This window comes from Streptomyces sp. R44 (genome assembly GCF_041053105.1).
Classification (GTDB): Bacteria; Actinomycetota; Actinomycetes; order Streptomycetales; family Streptomycetaceae; genus Streptomyces.
This window is the reverse complement of sequence record NZ_CP163444.1, coordinates 8734580-8753443: the sequence shown is the minus strand read 5'-3', so window position 1 is coordinate 8753443 and position 18864 is coordinate 8734580. Positions and strand designations below refer to the sequence as shown.

Genomic DNA, 18864 nt, shown 5'->3' with positions numbered 1-18864 from the left:
CGGTCGGCTGATGCCCGCCCCAGGCCGCGCCCGGTAGCCGACCGGTGGACGACGCGGTCACAGAGCCGGTGACCGCTTCAGGGGCGCTTGATCAGCTGTCCGTAGGCTGGGATATCTTCCTGGCGCGGCACGTCGAGACTCTCCACCGTGCCGAATGAGGGAGTGGATCCATGCACAACACTCTGCTTCAGCGCGCGGCCGCGTTGGCCACGACGCTGGGGCTCACATCGCTGGGGCTGCTCGGGGGCGGTGCCGCGCCCGCGCAGGCGGCGACCAGTGACTGCCCCGCGGGCTACTTCTGTGGCTGGGCAAGCGACGGCACGGGCTCGATGTTCAAGACGAGGACGAGCCTGTCCACGCTGGGGAGCTGGGACAACAAGATCCAGACGCGATTCAACCGCACGGGCTTGAACGTCTGCATGTACGACCAGCCGAACTACGGACTCGCAGGCGGGTACTCGTGGGATACCCCCAACCAGTCCTACCCGACCAGCGGCGGCGACCCTGACATCAGCTCCATCAAGCTCGTGCCCACGCTGCGCGAGTGTGAGGCGAAGCCGTATCCCTACTGGGAGACGGCGACATCGCCGAACGTGGGCGGGTTCGGCGACATGAACGGCGACCGGCGGGCGGACGTCGTGCTGCGCGACGAGGCCGGGCGCCTGTGGTTCATGCCCGGCGACGGCAGCGGGCGCATGATCGGCTCCGGTGGCTGGAAGGCGTTCGACGCCCTCACCCGGCACGGTGACTTCAGTCGTGACGGCCGCGAGGACGTGCTCGCCCGTGAGAAGTCCACCGGCAAGCTGTGGCTGTACCCCGGCACCGGCAGCGGGAGCCTCGGGACGCGCAAGCTCATCGGCAGCGGCGGCTGGAACTCCATGGGCCGGCTCGCTGCGCTCGGCGACCTGTCCGGCGACGGCCGCTCCGACCTTCTCGGTGTGGAGAAGGCCACCGGCAAGCTGTGGCTGTACCCGGGCACCAGCAGCGGGGGCCTCGGCACGCGCAAGCTGATCGGCGCCGGCGGCTGGAACGGCATGAACGCCCTCATCGGCGCCGGTGACATGACCGGCGACGGCCGGGCTGACCTCGTGGCCCGGGAGAAGGCCACCGGCAAGCTGTGGCTGTACCCCGGCACCTCGACCCGCACTCTCGGCGCTCGCAAGCTCATCGGTTCCGGCGGCTGGAACTCGATGAACCACATCCTCGGTGTCGGCGACACGTCCGGTGACGGACGGCCCGACCTGGAGGCGTCCGACGGCATCTGGCTCTACCAGTACCAGGGACTGGCCACCGGCGGGCTGCGCAAGGTGGAGAGCTCCAACGGTTCCTGGTGGGCGCTGGAAGGCGCCACCTCCTTCTGATCCACCCGTGAACGGCTTGGCCGCCCCGTGCGACTGCTCGGGACCAGCCTGGCTCTCATGGGACATGTGCCCGGGCAGACCGCACCCGCAGTCTGCCCGGGCACGACCCTCACGGAGCCGCTGCTGTGGTCGGGTGGCCCCGAGCCGCCACTGCTGCACCTGAGGTGCGCGTCTTCTTACCCCCTCCGGCTGGTATAGGCCCGTCCACTGACGTAGCTCCCGATCGCGATGGTGATGCCGAGGCTGCAATGAGGGCAGTCGACCCGGTAGAAGCCGTCTTCGAACTCGTATTCGGCCAGGCTCCACACCGTCGCTCCTGCGAATGCAAGATGAGCACGGAAGAGGGCCATGGCGGTTGCCGCTGAAAGGTCGCTGTTGTTGAGGCGCTGAGAGACCATCTGTTTCAGTTCGGTGATCACCGGAGCCATGGTCCTGATGAGCTCGTCGCCGCCATGGTCCTGGTGGACTCCCGCGACGATCGCCCCGGCCGGTTCCAGCGCCCGGTCCACCGCCACGGTTTCGTCGGAGCGGGCGATATCCCGAAGATACGGGAGCGCGGCGCCGGCATGGTCGCTCTCGACATACCACCGGAGGGTGGACCTCGCGACGGTCCAGCGGCTCCTCGATCACGGCGTGGCCCAGGAGTGGCACGACGTGGAAGACGGCTGTGACACCGACGCGTGGCGGGCAACCAAGCCGGGGTGAGCGGTGCGTGCGCCAGTTACCCACCGACCGCTTCGCGCCAGCTCCCGTCCGGGCCGAGGCGGAGACTCCTGCGCTGCATCCGTCGGGCCGCCGCTTCACGTGCTGCCCGTTCCTGGGCTCGCCGGGGCGCATCCGGGTCCGTGAGCGCGAAGCCGAGCAGCGGGACCTCGTCCGAGTCGACGTCCTCGGGCAGGGGTCGGCCTTCCAGGAGGAACCCGAAGAGGGCTCGAAGGGCTTCGTTGCCCAGGTCCAGAGGGTGGAAAGGAAGTGCGTACGGCTCCTCGCCCCACCCCAGGTGAGACTCCACAGGACGGTCACCTGCCCAGTAGGGCATCTCGAAGGGGAACGGGTCGCCGATGTTCTCCACGATGCCGCCGTCCGGCGAGAGGCTCAGCGAGCGGCGGAGGCAGCCCTCCTCCCAGACCGCGAAGGCAAGCCAATCCGAGACGCTGTGCATCGCGTGCAAGATCACGCGACGGCCCGCTGCGGCCTCCAGGAGGTGCGTCGGGAGTTCCGACGGACGGTCGAACATCAGACGCCGATCACAGACCAGGTCCACACCCGGGAAGCTCGCCGCATAGGTGAGTCCCTCCGGCGGGTACGTCGCCTCCCCCAGGACATCGCCCTCCGTCAGCTCCATCCCCCAGCCCGGGAAGACCTGGGCGACCAACGCCGCTGTTCCCGCACCCTCCGGCTCGCCTGCCTCCCGCAGCGAGGAGGCCACGTCTCCGTCCGCGTACGCCAGTAGCGCCGTCTTTGCTCCCATGCCCCGCACGCTAGCCCCGACCACTGACATTGATGCTGATCCTCGGGTTCCCGTGGTCGTGGCTCGGCCACTGACTGGCCGTGGGGGCTGGGCCGACGATCTGTTCCGCCGATGCCGGCGGATACACGGTGGGATCCACAGCCTGCCGCGCGCCCGCCATCCGGCCGGCACTCCGCAGCCCCCGCGCCTTGCGGAGCCAGGAGCCGGGAGCCGGGAGCCGAGAGCCGAGAGCCGAGAGCCGAGAGCCGAGAGCCAGGAGCCAGAGCAGCCGTGCCGGACTCCTCTCGGCTACTCGGGCAGAGGTCGGTCGTCGATCACGTTCTTCATGACGAGGGTGGAGGTCAGACGCTGGATACCGGGCAGCCGGGCGAGCTTCTGGTCGTACAGCTCCTGGAACGCCGCCAGATCCACAGTCGCGACGCGCAGGAGGTAGTCGGGCTCGCCGAACAGGCGCTGCGCCTGCAGCACGTGCGGGATGGCTCCCAGGGCCTCTTCGAAGGTCGTGACGGTGTTGGGGTCCTCCCAGCGCAGGGTGGCGAAGACGATGGCCTCGAAGTTCAGGCCGACGGCAGCGGGGTCGACGACGGCGCGGTAGCCGCGGATCGCTCCTTCGCGTTCGAGATCGCGCAGCCGGCGGTGGCAGGGGGAGACGCTGAGCTGCACTCGGGCGGCCAGTTCGGTGATCGTCAGGCGGCCGTCGAGCTGCAGCTCGGTAAGAATCTTCCGGTCAAGGGCGTCCATGGAGAAGATTCTCCCCCACAGGGCGCGATCACGGGGTAAAGACGCAAACACCTTCGGGCGCATCCGACCTAGCCTTCCCTCCAGAGCACAAAGCGCGAGAGGGCACGATCGATGGACACCACGACGCTGGCGGCGTTCCTGGCAGTGGACCTGCTGCTGGTCTTCACCCCCGGCGCGGACTGGGCATACGCGATATCCGCCGGGCTGCGGGAACGGTCGGTCGTCCCGGCCGTCGCCGGTCTCATCGCCGGGCACATGGCGTACGCGTTGGTGGCCGTCGCGGGCCTGGCGGTGATCGTGGCGAGCTACCCGGCCGCGCTCACCGCCCTGACCGTGGCCGGCGCCGGCTACCTGCTGTGGCTGGGCTGGGGTGTCCTGCGCCAGCCGGCCGCTCCCGCGGCCGGAGGAGAGAGTGCGGCCACTTCCCGGCTGGGGGTCATGCTCAAGGGGTTCGGGATCAGCGGCATGAACCCCAAGGCGCTGCTGCTGTACTTCTCCGTGTTCCCGCAGTTCATCGACCCTGCCACGGGCTGGCCGGTCAGCGCGCAGACCGGGCTGCTCAGCACGATGCACCTGACCGCGTGCACCGTTGTCTACCTCGCCGTCGGCGTTCTGGCCCGCACGGTCCTGACCACCCGCCCCGCGGCCGCCCGAGCCGTCACGCGCACCAGCGGTGCCATGATGATCGCGATCGGCGGATTCCTGCTCGTGGAACGCCTGGCCGGCTGAGCCGCCGCCCCCGGCAACACCCCCAGTACGGGAGCAGAAACGTCGCGGCACAACCAGGCCGAGGGCGCCGGGCCATCCCCGCAGCCGCAAGAGGCGGTCACCCCGGGCCCACATCATCTGAAGCGCGGTTCCCGCGGCGGCCGGTGATCTCCTGTCCGGGTTCGAGTGGGTGGTCGATGGTGGCGTCACCGCATCGACCGCCGAGGAGATCGCAGCCTCCCAGGAGTCGGTCGGGAAGGAGTACGGTCCACACCATCCAGCACGTACGTGAACAGGGCCATCCCGGCGAGACCAAGCTCGACGACTGGGGCGCCGGGAGAGCGCGGCGTACTCGCGATGCCGTGCTGACGGGGCACCAGGTCTGGTCTGGTGGTCGTACACCCAAAGTCTGATACTGCGCCCCCGCAACGCGTGTCACGATCGGCTCATGACCCACTCCTGGCCCTCTCACCTCGATGTCGGCGCCGTGCGCTTCGCCCGGCCGACGGCGAACTACGACGATGTCGTGGTCTTCTACCGCGACGTCCTCGGTCTGCCGGTGCTTGCCCAGTGGCGTGGCCACAGCGGCTACGACGGCGTCGTCCTCGGCCTGCCGGGTACCCCGGTGCACATGGAACTGCTGCAGCACAGCGAACGGCCCCGCATCCCCGAGCCGGATCCGGAGAACCAGCTGGTCCTCTACCTGCGCGGTCCGGAAGCCGTCGCCACCGCGTCCCGGCGGCTCACCGAACACGGGCACCGTCCCGTCCCCGCGGCCAACCCTTACTGGCCGGAGCGCGGCGCCGTCCTCTTCGAAGACCCCGACGGCTGGCTCGTCGTCCTGGCGCCATGGGTCTTCGGGGAGGAACCCACGCCACCCGGGCAGACGGGCTGACGCTCAGGCCGAAGAGGGCAGTTGTCGACGACCTCGACGTGCGCCACCACGTCGGGTCCATCCCCCACAGACGGCGGGGCGAGCTGGAGCGGTGCGCGCGCCTCGAGGCGTGGCCCCCTACGGGTGGTTCTCGTCGGCTCCCTCCGGATTGCGTTCCGTTCCGCAGCTGCGTCGTGGGGGGGCGTGCCCCGGATGGCGACGGGTGACCCGTGCTCCGTACAGCGGACCGGCCGGAGTCCACGAGGGCGGCGTCCGGCCGTTCGCGCGCGTTTCAGTCCCTCGTCAGTGGTGGGTGGCCAGACTGTGTGCGATGCCCGCGGCGACCGAGATCACGTCGGTCAGTGGCTCCGCGCAGGGGTTGGGCCGGCGGCCCGAACAGACCTGGGACGGGATGCTGCGGTCGACAGTCGTACCGTCGCCGACCTGCCCGCTGGCGTTGGAGCCCCAGCCGAGGGCGGTGAGGTCCGATGCCACGGCGAGGGTGTGATCGCTGCCGGCGGCGATGTCGAAGGTGCCGGTGAGGAAGCTGGTGCAGGGTGCGGTCTGGCCGAGGGCACAGGCCCGTACGGGGATCGGGTTCTGCTGGTGGTTGAAGGTGCCGTCGCCGAGCTGGCCCTTGCGGTTGTCGCCCCAGCCGACGACCCCTTCCCCGCTCTGGAGCGACAGGCGCGCGACGCTGTGGTCGCCCCCCGCGGAGATCTGGTTCACGCCGGTGAGGAAGGTGCCGCAGGGGGCCGTCTGGCCCGGTGCGCAGACCTTTACGGGCGTGTTGGTGGCGGTCGCCGTTCCGTCGCCGAGCTGACCGAAGAAGTTGTGGCCCCAGCCGCGAACCGTTCCGTCGGTCAGCAGCGCGAGGCTGTGGCTGCCGCCGCCCGCCACGCTGCCGGCCGTGCCGGTGAGGGCGACCTGGACGGGGATCGGCTTCTGGAAGTCCTCGCTGCCGTCGCCGAGCTGGCCGGAGGAGTTGAGGCCCCAGCTGCTGACGGTCCCGTCGGAGTGCACGGCCAGGCTGTGCCAGGAGCCGCCGTCGAGGCTGGTGACGCCGGTGAGGAAACTGGAACAGGGCGCGGTCTGGGCCCGGGCGCACACCTGAACGGGTGCCTTCCGGTTGGTCGTGGTGCCGTCGCCGAGCTGGCCGTATTCGTTGTCGCCCCAGGCGACGACGCTGCCGTCGGCCCGCAGCGCCAGGTTGTGGAACGCGCCGGAGGCGACGGCGACGACGTCGGTGAGGAAGGAGCCGCAGGGGGCGGTCCGGCCCGGTGCGCAGACCTGGACAGGCCGGGTGCTGCCGGTGTTCGTGCCGTCCCCGAGCTGGCCGTGGCTGTTCAGTCCCCACGTCCACACGGTGCCGTCCGCGCGCAGCGCCACGCTGTGGTTGACCCCGCCGTCGATGTCGATGATCCGCCGGATGCGCGCGGTCCGGACGGGGAAGGGGCTGTCGGTGGTGTTCCCGTTGCCCAACTGCCCGGTGTTGTTGGCGCCCCAGCCGACGACTGGGCCGGGGATGATGGCGGCCTGGGCGTCCGCCGCCAGGCCGGTGGTCATCAGGAGCGCGGCGCCGCAGACGGTCGCGGCGCGTCTGAGTGCAGAGGTACTGGGGCGTGGGAATCGCATGGACTGTCCTCGTGTGTGGGTGTCACGGCCCCCCGGCCCACGAGCATGACCTGGCGTTCCGACGTCTCACCCCCGACACGCGCCCACTGCGCCCGACGTCACCTGGCCGGTCGCGCCCGCCTGCTCAACCACCCCGCACACGTACGCCCTCTGCACCGGGGTGCTGGTTGTCGTCGGCGATGACGCCGAGCACAGGCGGAGGCTGAGCGTGTCGTGCAGGATCTGGCGAGTGTCGACGACGCGGCCCAGATCAGGGGTGGTGAGGCAGCCGCCTTCGGAGCATGCGCGCGCCGCACCGTCGCATCGAGCTGCGCAGCTCGCACGACCGGGCGACCACGGAATGCCTTCCGCTGAAACTGAAAGTTCCTCATGGCGATCCAGGGGTCGACCGCCCCGGTTCTCGCTAAGGGACCCGCGAGCGAGTTCGCTTCAGGACATGGGATCGCCCTCTGTTGACTCCACAGGCGGCTGCGGGGAGCTCGTGGGGCGGATCGTGTGGACGCTGAGGACGGGATCGAGGGGAGGAACGAGGACCCTTGTAGCGATCTCCACCAGGTGGGGCGGTGCGGTACCGGCCTGCAGAGCGGTGACGTACTCGACGACTTGCGCGTGCGTGAGTTCCTGGACGCGCCGGCGCAGCACGCGCATGGCGGTGATGCGCCCATCGGCCGCCGAGGTCCGGCAGATTTCCTCGTGCAGCTCATCCACTGCGGTACGTATGGTCATCTTCCTGATGCGGATCCGGTAGTCCGGCTCCCACTCGCCGGTGACCGCGGCTACCGGTCCGATCTGGTGAAGACTCCCGTCGAGGCGATCCACAAGGTACGGGCCGTTGCCGCCCAAGAGGAGACCCGGGTCTCTCGTGCGTAGGTATTCCACGGCCTGGTAGTAGACGATCCAGACGAGTTCGTGCTCCTCCACCCCGCTCACCGCCAGCCACCCCGAGTACCTGCGGTCCAGGTCTTCCTGCGCCACCCGGGTCGCGAAATCACGGTCGATCATGTCCGGCAGCATCTCGCATGCCGAGGACATGAGGAGGACCTTTCTTGTGCTGTCCCTGGCTGAGCGGCGAGGTCGCACTCGGCGGCTTTCGACCGTTCCCGCCGCTCGGGCTCGGTGGTCAGTTGTCCCCGAGTGCCAGCTTGATCCCGAAGCCGACGAGCAGCGTGCCGGTGATCGCGTCGATGACCCGCTGCACCGACGCGCGGTTCAGCCACCGGCGGACGAGCTGCGTGCCGAAGATCAGCGCGCTGAACCAGACCAGTCCCTCCAGGTCGTGCACCGTCGCCAGGACGACTCCCATCAGCAGATGCGGGGAGTCGCTGGGGATGAACTGCGGCAGCATCGCCATGTAGAAGACGCCGTTCTTCGGGTTCAGGAGGCTGGTGCCCAGTCCGCGAGCCCAGGACCGTGCCCACGTCGGGTGCGCCGCACTGGCTCCTGCTCCCTCTGCCGGGTCCTCCGACGCGCGCCGGCCGCGCTCCTTGAGCGTCCGGCGAAGCATGCCGATCCCCAGCCATGCCAGATATCCGGCACCGGCCACACGCAGCGCGTCGTACAGGAGGTGGGATGCCGTGAGCACCGCCGAGGCGCCGACGGCGGCGGCGACGCCCCACACGAGCACGCCGGACAGGATCCCCAGCGCCGTCGCGAAGGCCTGGCGTCGACCCAGGGTGATGGCGGAGCGCAGCACCAGGGCGGTGTCCAGCCCCGGCATGATGGTCAGCATGGCGGCCACTACGGCGAAGGAGGCGATGGCAGAGGAAACGGTCATGCGGCCATCCTGAAGTCGCCGCCGCCATCACGTCCAACGCGGTCTGCTGCACAGTGCATCAGGGCTCCTGATGCTCGTGCTCGCCCGGGGCTTTGCCCTTGGAGGTCGGCCGCCGCACCATGGCCTCTCCCTCGGTTGCGCGGAGCGTACGACGCGGTCGCCTGCCCGCCATGCCATCCCGGCGCCACACGAGCGTGTAGCGCCAGAAGAGCCGTCGCCGCAGCCGTACCCCAGGGAGCACCTCTTCGGCTTCACGGACGATGTCGCTGTAGGTCATGTCCGCTGCGCGCGTGGCAGCCGTCATGGAAACGGGCCGGCGCGAGGGTCGGCCCCTGTTCTTCAGCCAACCCATGACGGCGTTGGCTGGGATCGCGAGGGCGCCGAGCAGGTGGTCCGTCGGCGTCTGGGCGCGGGACAGGCCGACGATCACCAAGGTCCCTCCCGGCGCCAGATGGCGGCGGCAGCGGGCCAGCGTCTGGGCGAACGGCAGGTGGTGGATCGTGGCGACGCACGTGATCACGTCGTAGGAGCCGGCGGGAAACTCGGCCATCACATCCGCGACGGTGAAAGTGACGGGAAGCGCCGGAGGAGTCAGCTTCCGGGCCTGTGCGGTGATCACCGGATCGGCATCGACGGCTTGTACGGCGTCAGCCCGTACGGCGTCAGCCCGTACGGCGTCAGCCCGTACGGCGTCAGCCCGTACGGCGTCAGCCCGTACGGCGTCAGCCCGTACGGCGTCAGCCCGTACGGCGTCAGCCCGTACGGCGTCAGCCCGTACGGCGTCAGCCCGTACGGCGTCAGCCCGTACGGCCAAGAGCCTCGCAAGATCACCGCTGCCGGAGCCGATGTCCAGAGCCGTGTGGAAACGCGGGGGCAACTGCCGCAGGATCCAGCGATGGTAGTGGGCGTTGTGATCCCAGGGATAGGTGGAATTGAACCGGTCAAGAGCCTGCAGGACACGTGGCGACAAGATCTTCACCGCCACAGTCAACCAACTCCCCGCAGGGTGCACACACCCACGGGTACGGAAGACGACCTGACCAGGATTCCCAGAAGCGAAAGCAATCCGATCGGTCCTGCGCAAAGCTTGCTCCACGGGGGGGGCAGGCTTCCCCTCGCAATCCTGACTCTTGGGGGAAAAGTGAACTGGTACCTCGAAGTTCTCAAGAAGTACGTGGTGTTCAGCGGACGTGCGCGCCGCAAGGAACACTGGATGTTCTTACTGGTCAACATCATCGCTGTGATCGTCGTCGTGACCGTCGACCTTGCGATCGGCACCTTCCCGCTGCTGTACCCGATCTACTTCCTGGCCGTGCTCCTGCCGCACCTCGGCGTGATCGTCCGCCGCCTGCACGACACCGGCCGCTCCGGCTGGTTCATCCTCTTCGGCCTGATTCCCCTGGTCGGCTGCATCATCCTGATCGTCTTCCTTGCCACCGAGGGCGAGCAGCGCCAGAACGCCTACGGCCCGAACCCGAAGTCGGTCACGGCCTACTGACGGTCCTGACGGGCCCTGTGCCTGCGCCTGTGCCGGAACCTCGGAGGTCCCCTCCAGGGGTTTCGGCACAGGGAGAGAGCCAGCGATGAGCGCCGGCCCGCGGGCCCGCCGTCGAGCGTCAGTGGCGGCGAGCCCGCCGTGCCCTTATCCGTGAGGCGGCAGGCCGCTACACCGTCTTGAAGAGGATCTTCTCCTTGTCGGGGCCGAGGGGGTCGGCCAGCATGAGCTTGGCCTGGACGGTCGCGCCCAGCGTGAGCTCGTCGTCGGACGTGATCTTGCCCCTCACGGCGGGTTCCGCCAGGTGCAACGTGCCCTCCTTCGGCCTGTTGTCCTCCTCGTCGGTGTTGATGATCAGGCCGTCGAAGACCTCCCCGACCCGGTTCTTGAGCACCGCGGCCTCCACCAGGTCCACCGCGCGCCGCTCCGCGACCTTTCCCTTCCCCCGCGCCATGTCGCACGGCAGGCAGTACAGGGCGTCGAGCACCCACTTCGGTGGGGGCTTGTCGGCGCAGGCGGCCACGCACAGCGCACCGGTGTACCGGTCGACCAGGCGCCGCAGCGGGGCCGTGGCGGAGGTGTACGGGGCCGCGATCGCTGCGTGGAGCTTGTGCTCCGGGAGCTGGTTGTCGCGGAAGGTGGTGTACTCCGCCTTGAGCAGCATGGCGGTGGCCTCGCTGAGGAAGGCCATGTGCTTCTGGTTGGCCGGGTCCAGGGAGTTGACCAGCTTGGCGTACGAGACGCCGGGCCCCCAGTCGATGTGCAGGCACTTCGCGATGCCGTGCACGCGCTCGACCACGTGCTGGTCGGGCTGTTCCTTCTGGGTCCGCAGGATCCCGGTACCGCTGTCCAGCATGATCTGGGCCGCGGCCATGCCGGTCATGAGGGAGATCTGCTCGTTCCAGCCCTCCACGGGCAGTGGAGCCACGTAGCGCAGCCGGAACTCCCCGTCCTTCAGGGTGACTTCCTGGTTCGGCAGATTCACCGAGATCCCGCCGCGCACGGCCTCCACGGCTTCCCGCAGCTTGCCGATCTCACGAAGCAGGGCGACGGACTCCTCGGCGGTGCCGGCGTCGATGTCCTGCTGGACGCCCTCGTAGTTGAGTTTGGCCAGGCTGCGGACCTTGGCCCGGCTCACGGTCGAGTCGGTCACGTTGCCGTCGGCGTCGAGGTCGTGCTGCCACAGCAGGGCGGGGACGATCTGGTTCGGGAGCAGGCTGGCCGGTCCCTCGGAGATCGTGGGCGGGTACAGGGGCACCTTGAGATCGGGAAAGTACAGCGTCTCGATCCGGTCGTGGGCCTCGGCGTCCAGCGGGCCGCCGGGCCTGACGAACGCCGCCACGTCGGCGATGGCGTAGTACACGCGGTACCCGCCGCCGAGCCTCCGCTCCAGGTGCATGGCCTGGTCGAGGTCCATCGAGGCCGGCGGGTCGATCGTGAACAACGGCAGGTGAGTGGCGTCCTTGTCGGGCAGCTGGACCTCGGCTTTGGCGGTCTCCGCTGCTTTGAGTACGTGCGCGGGAAACTCCGTGGTGGCCTTCAGCTCGGCCCGAAGCTGCTGCAGGGCCTGGAGCAGGGCGTCCTGGGCCTCGCGGGACATGGACATCTGGCGGCGTCGCATGTTTTCGAGCGTAGGGGGACGGCCACGGAGCGGCGCGGTGAGCGGGTCCGGGCGAGGGACGGGACGACGGGCGTCACAGGCTGGCGGGCGAGGGGGCGGGGGCGCGGCAAGGTGAGGGCGACGAGGTCTCGAGGCTATGTCGGCTGCACGCGATAGCCGCCGGTGTTATTCCGGGCGTCGGGAACGACGGCCCGCCGGTACTCCTTCGGGAACAGCGCCCCCGGCTCATCTGTCATCAGCCGCTCAGCACGCTCCACGTGGCTCTGTAGGTGAGGAGTTTCAGGAACGTCTGATGCTCAGCGGCGGGAACGCCCGGTTCCACGGGAGAGTGCCGTTGCCGAGTTCTGGGAACACCTCGGTGCTTGCTTCGGGACCATGGTTGTGTCGGCACCGACTCCTACCGCCTCGCCACCACTCGCGCTCGAGCCGAACGACAGTCCCTGGGCTGAGGGGACCGATCGAAGAGGCGAGAAAGGTCAGGACTGCGCGGTCCGGAACACGAGATACCGGTTGAAGGCCTCGTGGCTGTCGGGAGTGAAGCGCCACTCCAACAGGGCCGAGTGAAGCTCTGGCTCGGTCAGCCAGCCATGCCAGGCGACCTCGTCGGGATCGCGGGTCACAGCGTCCGGAACCACGGCTTCATGCACGCCGAGCCAGTGAGGGCTCAGGCCGCTGCGGTTGATGAACGTGAACAGCAAGCGCGGCAGGCCACGAATGCCCAGCTCTTCGGCCAGCTCCCGCCCGGCAGCCTGCTCATAGGATTCACCGACACCCACGGCGCCACCGACCATGACCTCATAGAGCCCAGGGAAGCGCGACAGCTGCTCCGACCGCCGGTGGACGAGGAACCGGCCACGCTCATCACGACACACCGTCGAGGCGATTCGATGCAGCCAGCCCTCCCGGATCGCCTGTCGACGGGTGACCACCCCCAGGACACGATCTTGACGGTCGACACGCTCCACCAGTTCATCCACGAAACATACTCTGGCAGAACCCACTGACAACGCCGCTTCCCGGCGAACCGTTCTCGGAACTCGACAACATTCTGGACCCGCTTGATCAACATCTGTTGCCCGAACTCGGCATCAACCGTTCCTGCGCTACACCAACGAAGCCACTCCACGCGAACTCTCGAAGCTGCGACACGCTGGAGAGCAAGAGTCAGGAGTTGTGGGTGAGCTGATTTCAGCTCTCGCTGCGGTGGCTGAGGGTGGCCTTCGCGGCGTTGCGGATCCGCTTGGTGCGACCGGCTTCGGCGAGGATCCCGATGGCCTCCGTGTTCGTCCCGGCGGCCGCCATGAGCTGGAGCCGGTTGGATGACGCGAGCAGGTCGTCCGGCTGCCAGGGCAGCTTGAGCGTGACGGCGCGGAACAGTGACCACTCCCGCAGGCGCTGAGCCAGGAAGGGGTGGTCGATCGTCGCCCGGGTCATCGCCTGCGCCCACCCTTCGTACGCGGGACCGGGGTAGAGGACGGCGGCTCGACGGTCCAGGTGCCGCAGCACCGCGGACTGGGCCATCGTCGGGTCCGGATCGGTGAGCACGCGGCTGACGAGGTCGACCTCGTCCGTGTCGGCGACCTGCTGCAGCCTGTCGAGGTAGGCAGCGAAGCGGACATGCTCGTCCAGGTTCTGCAAGATGTCGTTGAGGTTCATGCGGCCTGCTCCTCGCGCTCGACCAGGACACCGTTCTCGCATCGGGCGTCCGCGGGGACCAGAGACACCAGGTGGGCTCCGGTTATCGCTCGCCGGCGGGCCTAGGGCGTGTTGCGAAAGTGGCTGAAGGTGCGGCGTGTCGCTCAGAGGCTGCGGATAGCCGCGGCCAGGTCGGATCCGTAGGAGGCCCAGCAGATCACCGAGCCGTCATCGTCGAGCTGCCCCATGAACCACTCGCCGTCGTCCCTCACGAGGCACAACTCGTGGAACGCAAGAATCACATCGGGCCGGAGCGGTTCGTAGTCGCCCTGACGGGCTGTCTCGACGACTACGAGTCGATCGAAGGAGAGCGGGGCGGCGCTGGGGTCTCCGGAAAGAGCGCGCACGCGCTCGATCGTCCATCCGGCGGAGAGTCCTGAGTTCACCTGGGCATGGTCCCAGCAGGGCGCCCGTCACAGCCACTCGTTAAGGACCGCGACCAGTACGGTCGCCTCGAAGCGGACGGCGAGCTAGTCATAGCGCGTGGCGACAGCGCGATGTCTCTTGAGGCGGTTGATCCCGCACTCGACCGCATGGCGTTGGCGGTAGTCGGCCGGGGCGAAATGCGGTGGCCGGTCACCGCGGGGTCCGAGCTTTTGGCGGTTGCGTGCCTGGTCGGCCTTGTCCGGGTTGGTGCAGCGGATCATGCGGCGGCGCAGAGGCGGATTCCAGCAACCGTCGAAAATAGCTGTAGCAATCAACTGGGCGCGTCAGGAGGCCGCTGGCGGGGGCCAGAACTGGTAACGGGCCTGTCTCGCGTTCGTCGCCCGCGCCTACGGCTGGTCCTACTCCGGCGTCCAGTACGCCCTCGACCACTATCGTCAGATGCCCGCCACCATGCGCCACGACCGCGACCGCACGCCCCCGCCCGGCGCACTGATGTACTGGGACACCAGCCAGCGAGCCGGTCACGTCGGGCTCTGCCTCGGAGACGGAAAGATCGCCTCCAACGACATCAGGCGCAAGGGCTATATCGACATCATCCACGCCACCGACATCGAAACCGTCTGGGGCGCCCAGTACCTCAGTTGGGCCCCTCCATACTTCCCGCAGGTCGGATGAGAAGTCGCATGCTCGTAGCAGCGCCCGAAAGGAGCTGTCCCTGCGGGCGGAAGCCCGTCGTCGCACCTCTCGCTCCACTATCACCGAGCACGGATAGTATACGGGGAACACGTGTGACGGGCAGTCACCTCGATTCCGAGAGCTTGGGCGCTGCAACGGTGTCCGCGAAAAACTCCCAGATCGCGATCATGGCAATGATCTGAGCGATCAGGTAGGCGACTTGCAGTGAGTAGTAGCGCATCTGGTAGATCGACAGGAGCAGGCCCAGACGGCTCTGCCAGTAGCGTCGCTCGCCACGGAACGTATCGAAGTCGAGTGCGATACCGGTGACAGTCAGAACGAACAGCATCGCTGATGCCACCAGGGCGAAATTACCGGTGCTCTCATTGGTGAACTGCAGGACCAGGGCGTCCACGCCGATGGGCAAGGAGAATGCAACCGCCACGGGCAGGGCCTTGGCCGCGCCACGCTGTCCGGGCAGATGACGCCAGAGAGCGCCCAGGACGAACGCTGCGCTGACCAGGATCGCCAGCCATTCGACGAACGCCGTGGCGAGGGTGGGCAGACCCCACTCGTCCCGGAGCGTCAACTGCCACGCCTGCCCCTTGATCCTCCAGGCCCAGGTCAAAAGCACTGACGCTGGGACGGCCGGCACCAAGGCCAGGCGGGCTGCGCGGCTGCCATTGGCCCACCACGTGTCCCGCGGCCCCAGCGCCAGAGCTCCATCCACCACGGAGACCTTGGCCGGCAGCCGGTCGGGGCCTCCAGCCACCGGCCAGTCATGCAGATCGTTCAACTGCTGCTCCAGCACGCTCCGCTTCGGCGGGACGTCCCCGAACAGACCTTGGTCTAGGCGCCGCAGCTCGGCGTGGATCTCGCGGTAGGTACGTGCCTTGTCCAAGAGCGTGGTACGTGCGGCGGCCGACGCCGAAGCCCCAAGAGGCCTGCCCGAACGCTCAAATGCCTGGGCGAGTATCGAGCGGCCGCTAAACGGAGCTGTCGCCCAGAAGACGGCCAGCACATTGAGGAGCAAAAACAGGCCGACGCCTATCCCGCTATCCAAGTAATTGCCGCCCGGAAAGGAGACCATGATGGCGAAGAAGGCGAGTAGCAAGAAGCGGTCCGCCGGGTCATCGAGCGGAGAGACCTGGGGAGAGGAGCGCCAGGCGCGCAAGACAGCCAGTATGGCCACACCTGTGATCATCCACGCCAACCCCGCAAGCCAATCCTGGCCGTTGGCAACGGACCACATCGCCCACCATACGAGATCGTTCCAGTGATCCGTCCCGTAAACGACGGCAGCCTGGTCGCTCAGCCAGGAGGACTGCTGCCAGTAGGACTCTCGGGTGATCGCCCAGCACGCAGCCACGGCGACTGTCCACACTGCGGTCACGGGTCCAATGAAGCGAAGCCGCAGAACTCGAGTGTTCCCAGGAAAGCGGCGGCTCAGGGGGAGAAGCCCGCCCTCAGTGGCCAGACGCCAGGTCGCGGTTACCAGGCCGAGCGTGGTCAGGGCCAGTACGCAGCCGGAAGCCAGACCCTGGGCGCCCAGCGCGACTTCTGAAGCCTCGTACGGCGCGTACCGAGATGGGTACAGGCCGAACCACTGCGGCTGCGCGGCCACCACCACGGGCGGAACTGCGAGCAGGACGGCTGTCACCCAGAACCGCCTTGCTGGTCGAGCCACACCGAACAGAACCGCGGCAGCCCCCAGTGCGAACGCGTGACTGCGCACGATCTGCACGTCCTGCCATAGCCCTTCGCCTCGACGTTCCACATACCGATTGATCACGTCGTCCGTGGTCGTCAACGCGGCCAGTCCCATCAGAGCCACAGCCCACGCGACGAGATTGGCCAGAGTGCGCTGCTGGTCTGGAGCGGGAGAGGCGGATCGCCGTCGGTACAGGCGGGCGGAGTACAGCAGGAGGGTCGTGGTCACCGCGGTCGCGAGGAGCGTTCCTGCGCGGTCCAACCCCACAGCGATGAGTCGGTCGCTCTGAGCGGCCAAGGAACGCTGCCAGGAGGGCTTGAGCGAAACACGCACATCGGGGGCCATGTCTCTCGCCGGGTTCCTGGCTGCCGCATTTTCGCCCCCAGGCTTCTTCTTCTCCAGTGTGGGGGAGAGCCAGACGAGTTCTGAAGTGCCGCTTCCTCGGTCCGGTCGAGGGGTCGCCGAGTCAGCTCCTGGTTCGCCCGGGTCCACGCTGATCTCGTCCCAGCGGGAGTTCTTCAGCGCGGATGGCGCGAGTAGCTGTATGCTCCAGCGCTCGGCGCCGGACCTGATACGCCAGACGCCCACATCGATGGGGTTCCGGTACACATTGACCCATGAGTGCGTGCGGTCGATAACCGTCACACCGCCGTTCCCGTTCGCTGCGGAGGTCACCGTCGGCAGGGCGTCGCGAACCTCGGCCCACCGGCGGTGTTGGCCGGGCTCCGGCCTGGTGAGGCAAGACATCGCCAGTATGTACGGGCGGCTTTCCTCACTGAGCAGAAGGTCTTTGGCCAATGGCCATTCCGCGGGCACCTCGATGCGCAGCTCGCTGCTGACAGTGCTGTACGTGCGGACGCGATGCTCCAGCCGGACCCATGTACTCACCCGTGCTTTCGCCAGGTAGGCCGACCGGCACTCGTCAGTCGATGCGGAAGAGGTCACGGCCGCATAAGCGGGTGTGCTTCCGAGCGATACAGCGAGCAGGCAACACAACACCGCCAACACGAACCTTGTGAAGCCGCGTGCGCTCAACGACCTACCCCCCCATGAGTGAGGTCTCATGATGGCTCATCACGGACTGGCGTGCGCAACCCTGGCTACTGACGTCAGGGACACCACACCTTCCGAGAATGGATGGGACTGTGTCAGGGTGAGGTGCGTCGTCTGCTGGCCGGGAGAGGATTTGCCGTCCCCAAGCGGCCCAGGCTGCGACTGCGGACCCTGGAAGACGTCTTCGCCTACGCCCAGGCCGAAGGGGCCCGGTTGCGGCTGGACGCCACCGAGGTCCAGGTCCGCAAGCCCACCGCGGGCCGGGGCGGTCGGCCTAGGGCCTGTTGTGAAAGTCCTGGTCGCGTGAGGTTCGGCGTCCATTAGGGGGCGTTGTCAGTGGGGCTGTGCATGATCGGCGCGTCAGCTTTTCGCGGAGGTAGGGAAGTGCCATGCCGATCACAAACCAGCAGGTCGCGGGACACGCGGTTCTGCGGCAGATGTACGACGACTCGTACTTTCCTGATCACGTGGTCGCACGGGGGAAGGCGATCCTGCTGAGGCTGTGCGAGCGCATCGAGGCCGAGCGGCCGGCGGACCTGGAGAGCTTGTATGCACTCACCCAGGCTGCGACGGAGGAGTTCAACCTGCTGGACAGGGAGTTCGTAGCGGCCGGAAGCGAGATCGAGACGGTCGCGCGGGAGTGGATCTGTGACGAGTTCTGCTTCGTCGCGTCGGCATACGAGTTCACAGAAGCGGATGCGGAGGAGCTGACCGCCGGCCGAGACTGGTGAACCAGGACAGCAAGTCACCTCAGCTCAAAGCCATTCGTTGAGAGCTGCGATCAGCACGGTCGCCTCGTAGCGGACGGCGAGCTTGTCGTATCGGGTGGCGACAGCGCGGTGTCTCTTGAGGCGGTTGATTCCGCACTCGACCGCGTGGCGCTCGCGGTAGTCGGCCGGGTCGAAAGACGGCGGCCGGCCGCCGCGGGAACCGAGCTTCTGGCGGTTGCGCGCTTGGGCGGCCTTGTCTGGGATGGTGCAGCGGATCTTCCTGCGGCGCAGGTAGGCGCGGTTGTTGCGGGAGGCGTATGCCTTGTCGGCTCGCACTCGGTCGGGGCGGACGCGTGGCCGGCCGGTCCGATGCGGGGCACGCGGACCTTCTCCAGCACGAGTTCGAACTGCGGTGACTCCCCGCGCTGTCCGGCGGTCACCACGATCGACATGGGTTTTTGGCCTTGCTCGACGGCCAGGTGGAGCTTGGTGGTGAACCCGCCGCGCGACCGTCCCAGCCCATGATCATTGGGCTCGGTGAAGATGCCGCCCGGTGGTTCCTTCTGCAGGTCGCCCTGCTTGCGGGCCCCGGCCGCGTGCTGGTGTGCGCGGCAGACCGTGGAGTCGACGCTCAGGTCCCAGACGATCGCGCCTTTCGCGTCGGCCAGGCACTGGAGTCGGGTGAGGATCCGGTGCCAGGTGCCGTTCCGTTGCCACCGGCGGAACAGGTCGTAGACCCGGCCCCACGGCCCGTACCCGACAGGCACGTCCCGCCACGGCACACCGGTACGGACCCGGAACCGTATACCGTCGATCAACTGTCGCCGAGGCCAGACGGGCGGCCGGCCCGCCTTCGTCCCCTTCGGCAACAACGGCTCCAGCACCGCCCACTGCTCGTCCGTGAGATCTCCCCGCCCCATGAACCGTGATCATTCACAGCTCAAGATTCACTT

At 68.1% G+C, this 18864-nt stretch carries 18 protein-coding genes and 2 pseudogenes; 7 read left to right on the top strand and 13 right to left on the bottom strand.

Going from position 1 to position 18864, the window contains the following annotated elements; translation table 11 throughout:
• The first annotated feature begins 170 nt into the window (after nt 1-170).
• Entirely contained in the window at nt 171-1361 is a 1191-nt protein-coding gene (locus AB5J54_RS40490) for an FG-GAP-like repeat-containing protein (protein WP_369149015.1), read from the top strand.
• 176 nt (nt 1362-1537) lie between these two features.
• On the opposite strand, the gene AB5J54_RS40485 is transcribed toward AB5J54_RS40490, so the two are convergent.
• The 3 genes from AB5J54_RS40485 to AB5J54_RS40475 form a co-directional block, all read right to left on the bottom strand.
• Nucleotides 1538-1876 carry a hypothetical protein gene (locus AB5J54_RS40485; RefSeq protein ID WP_369149013.1) on the bottom strand — a complete coding sequence of 113 codons (339 nt, stop codon included), beginning with the start codon at nt 1874-1876 and terminating at the stop codon, nt 1538-1540.
• Between the two features lie 206 nt (nt 1877-2082).
• Nucleotides 2083-2832, bottom strand: coding sequence for a hypothetical protein (locus tag AB5J54_RS40480; RefSeq protein WP_369149011.1), 750 nt, complete (start codon nt 2830-2832; stop codon nt 2083-2085).
• A gap of 288 nt (nt 2833-3120) precedes the next feature.
• Nucleotides 3121-3573 (bottom strand): Lrp/AsnC family transcriptional regulator, encoded by a 453-nt coding sequence (locus tag AB5J54_RS40475; protein WP_369149009.1) that lies wholly within the window; start codon nt 3571-3573, stop codon nt 3121-3123.
• Between the two features lie 111 nt (nt 3574-3684).
• Between AB5J54_RS40475 and AB5J54_RS40470 the strand changes: the two genes are divergently transcribed.
• Both AB5J54_RS40470 and AB5J54_RS40465 read left to right on the top strand, forming a co-directional pair.
• Nucleotides 3685-4302 carry a LysE family translocator gene (locus tag AB5J54_RS40470; protein WP_369149008.1) on the top strand — a complete coding sequence of 206 codons (618 nt, stop codon included), beginning with the start codon at nt 3685-3687 and terminating at the stop codon, nt 4300-4302.
• 427 nt (nt 4303-4729) lie between these two features.
• A complete protein-coding gene (locus AB5J54_RS40465; protein WP_369149007.1) occupies nt 4730-5176 on the top strand; it encodes a VOC family protein in 447 nt (148 codons plus the stop codon).
• A 282-nt stretch (nt 5177-5458) separates the two neighbouring features.
• On the opposite strand, the gene AB5J54_RS40460 is transcribed toward AB5J54_RS40465, so the two are convergent.
• The 4 genes and pseudogenes from AB5J54_RS40460 to AB5J54_RS40445 form a co-directional block, all read right to left on the bottom strand.
• Nucleotides 5459-6790: a hypothetical protein gene (locus AB5J54_RS40460; RefSeq protein ID WP_369149006.1), complete on the bottom strand. Its 1332-nt coding sequence runs from the start codon at nt 6788-6790 to the stop codon at nt 5459-5461.
• A gap of 429 nt (nt 6791-7219) precedes the next feature.
• On the bottom strand, nt 7220-7792 hold the full coding sequence (locus AB5J54_RS40455; RefSeq protein ID WP_369149004.1) for a YrhB domain-containing protein: 573 nt from the start codon (nt 7790-7792) through the stop codon (nt 7220-7222).
• Between the two features lie 118 nt (nt 7793-7910).
• A complete protein-coding gene (locus tag AB5J54_RS40450) occupies nt 7911-8564 on the bottom strand; it encodes a LysE family translocator (RefSeq protein ID WP_369149003.1) in 654 nt (217 codons plus the stop codon).
• A 181-nt stretch (nt 8565-8745) separates the two neighbouring features.
• Nucleotides 8746-9543: pseudogene (locus AB5J54_RS40445) on the bottom strand (class I SAM-dependent methyltransferase); the annotation flags it as partial.
• Between the two features lie 162 nt (nt 9544-9705).
• Here AB5J54_RS40445 and AB5J54_RS40440 point away from each other — a divergent pair.
• Nucleotides 9706-10062 carry a DUF805 domain-containing protein gene (locus tag AB5J54_RS40440; protein WP_369149002.1) on the top strand — a complete coding sequence of 119 codons (357 nt, stop codon included), beginning with the start codon at nt 9706-9708 and terminating at the stop codon, nt 10060-10062.
• A 166-nt stretch (nt 10063-10228) separates the two neighbouring features.
• Here the strand turns inward: AB5J54_RS40440 and AB5J54_RS40435 are convergent, their stop codons facing one another.
• The 4 genes from AB5J54_RS40435 to AB5J54_RS40420 all read right to left on the bottom strand — a co-directional run bounded on the left by AB5J54_RS40435 (nt 10229) and on the right by AB5J54_RS40420 (nt 13761).
• Complete coding sequence (locus tag AB5J54_RS40435; RefSeq protein ID WP_369149001.1) at nt 10229-11680, bottom strand: RNB domain-containing ribonuclease; 1452 nt, start codon at nt 11678-11680, stop codon at nt 10229-10231.
• 476 nt (nt 11681-12156) lie between these two features.
• Nucleotides 12157-12657 carry an NUDIX domain-containing protein gene (locus AB5J54_RS40430; protein ID WP_369149000.1) on the bottom strand — a complete coding sequence of 167 codons (501 nt, stop codon included), beginning with the start codon at nt 12655-12657 and terminating at the stop codon, nt 12157-12159.
• Between the two features lie 211 nt (nt 12658-12868).
• On the bottom strand, nt 12869-13336 hold the full coding sequence (locus AB5J54_RS40425; RefSeq protein WP_369148999.1) for a hypothetical protein: 468 nt from the start codon (nt 13334-13336) through the stop codon (nt 12869-12871).
• Between the two features lie 143 nt (nt 13337-13479).
• A complete protein-coding gene (locus tag AB5J54_RS40420; RefSeq protein ID WP_369148998.1) occupies nt 13480-13761 on the bottom strand; it encodes a hypothetical protein in 282 nt (93 codons plus the stop codon).
• 439 nt (nt 13762-14200) lie between these two features.
• On the opposite strand from AB5J54_RS40420, the gene AB5J54_RS40415 reads away from it, so the two are divergent.
• Nucleotides 14201-14437: a hypothetical protein gene (locus tag AB5J54_RS40415; protein WP_369148997.1), complete on the top strand. Its 237-nt coding sequence runs from the start codon at nt 14201-14203 to the stop codon at nt 14435-14437.
• Nucleotides 14438-14561: 124 nt separating this feature from the next.
• Here AB5J54_RS40415 and AB5J54_RS40410 read toward each other — a convergent pair whose 3' ends face one another.
• Nucleotides 14562-17093 carry a DUF6185 family protein gene (locus tag AB5J54_RS40410; RefSeq protein WP_369148996.1) on the bottom strand — a complete coding sequence of 844 codons (2532 nt, stop codon included), beginning with the start codon at nt 17091-17093 and terminating at the stop codon, nt 14562-14564.
• Between the two features lie 207 nt (nt 17094-17300).
• Between AB5J54_RS40410 and AB5J54_RS40405 the strand changes: the two are divergent.
• Nucleotides 17301-17474: pseudogene (locus tag AB5J54_RS40405) on the top strand (IS5/IS1182 family transposase); the annotation flags it as partial.
• A 116-nt stretch (nt 17475-17590) separates the two neighbouring features.
• Nucleotides 17591-17932, top strand: a complete 342-nt coding sequence (locus AB5J54_RS40400) for a DUF5713 family protein (RefSeq protein ID WP_369148995.1) — start codon at nt 17591-17593, stop codon at nt 17930-17932.
• A 24-nt stretch (nt 17933-17956) separates the two neighbouring features.
• On the opposite strand, the gene AB5J54_RS40395 is transcribed toward AB5J54_RS40400, so the two are convergent.
• Nucleotides 17957-18831 (bottom strand): IS5 family transposase gene (locus AB5J54_RS40395; RefSeq protein WP_369148994.1). Its coding sequence is split into 2 segments (ribosomal slippage): nt 17957-18282 and nt 18282-18831, totalling 876 coding nucleotides; the frame shifts between segments, so codons are not numbered across the junction.
• Nucleotides 18832-18864 lie beyond the last annotated feature (33 nt).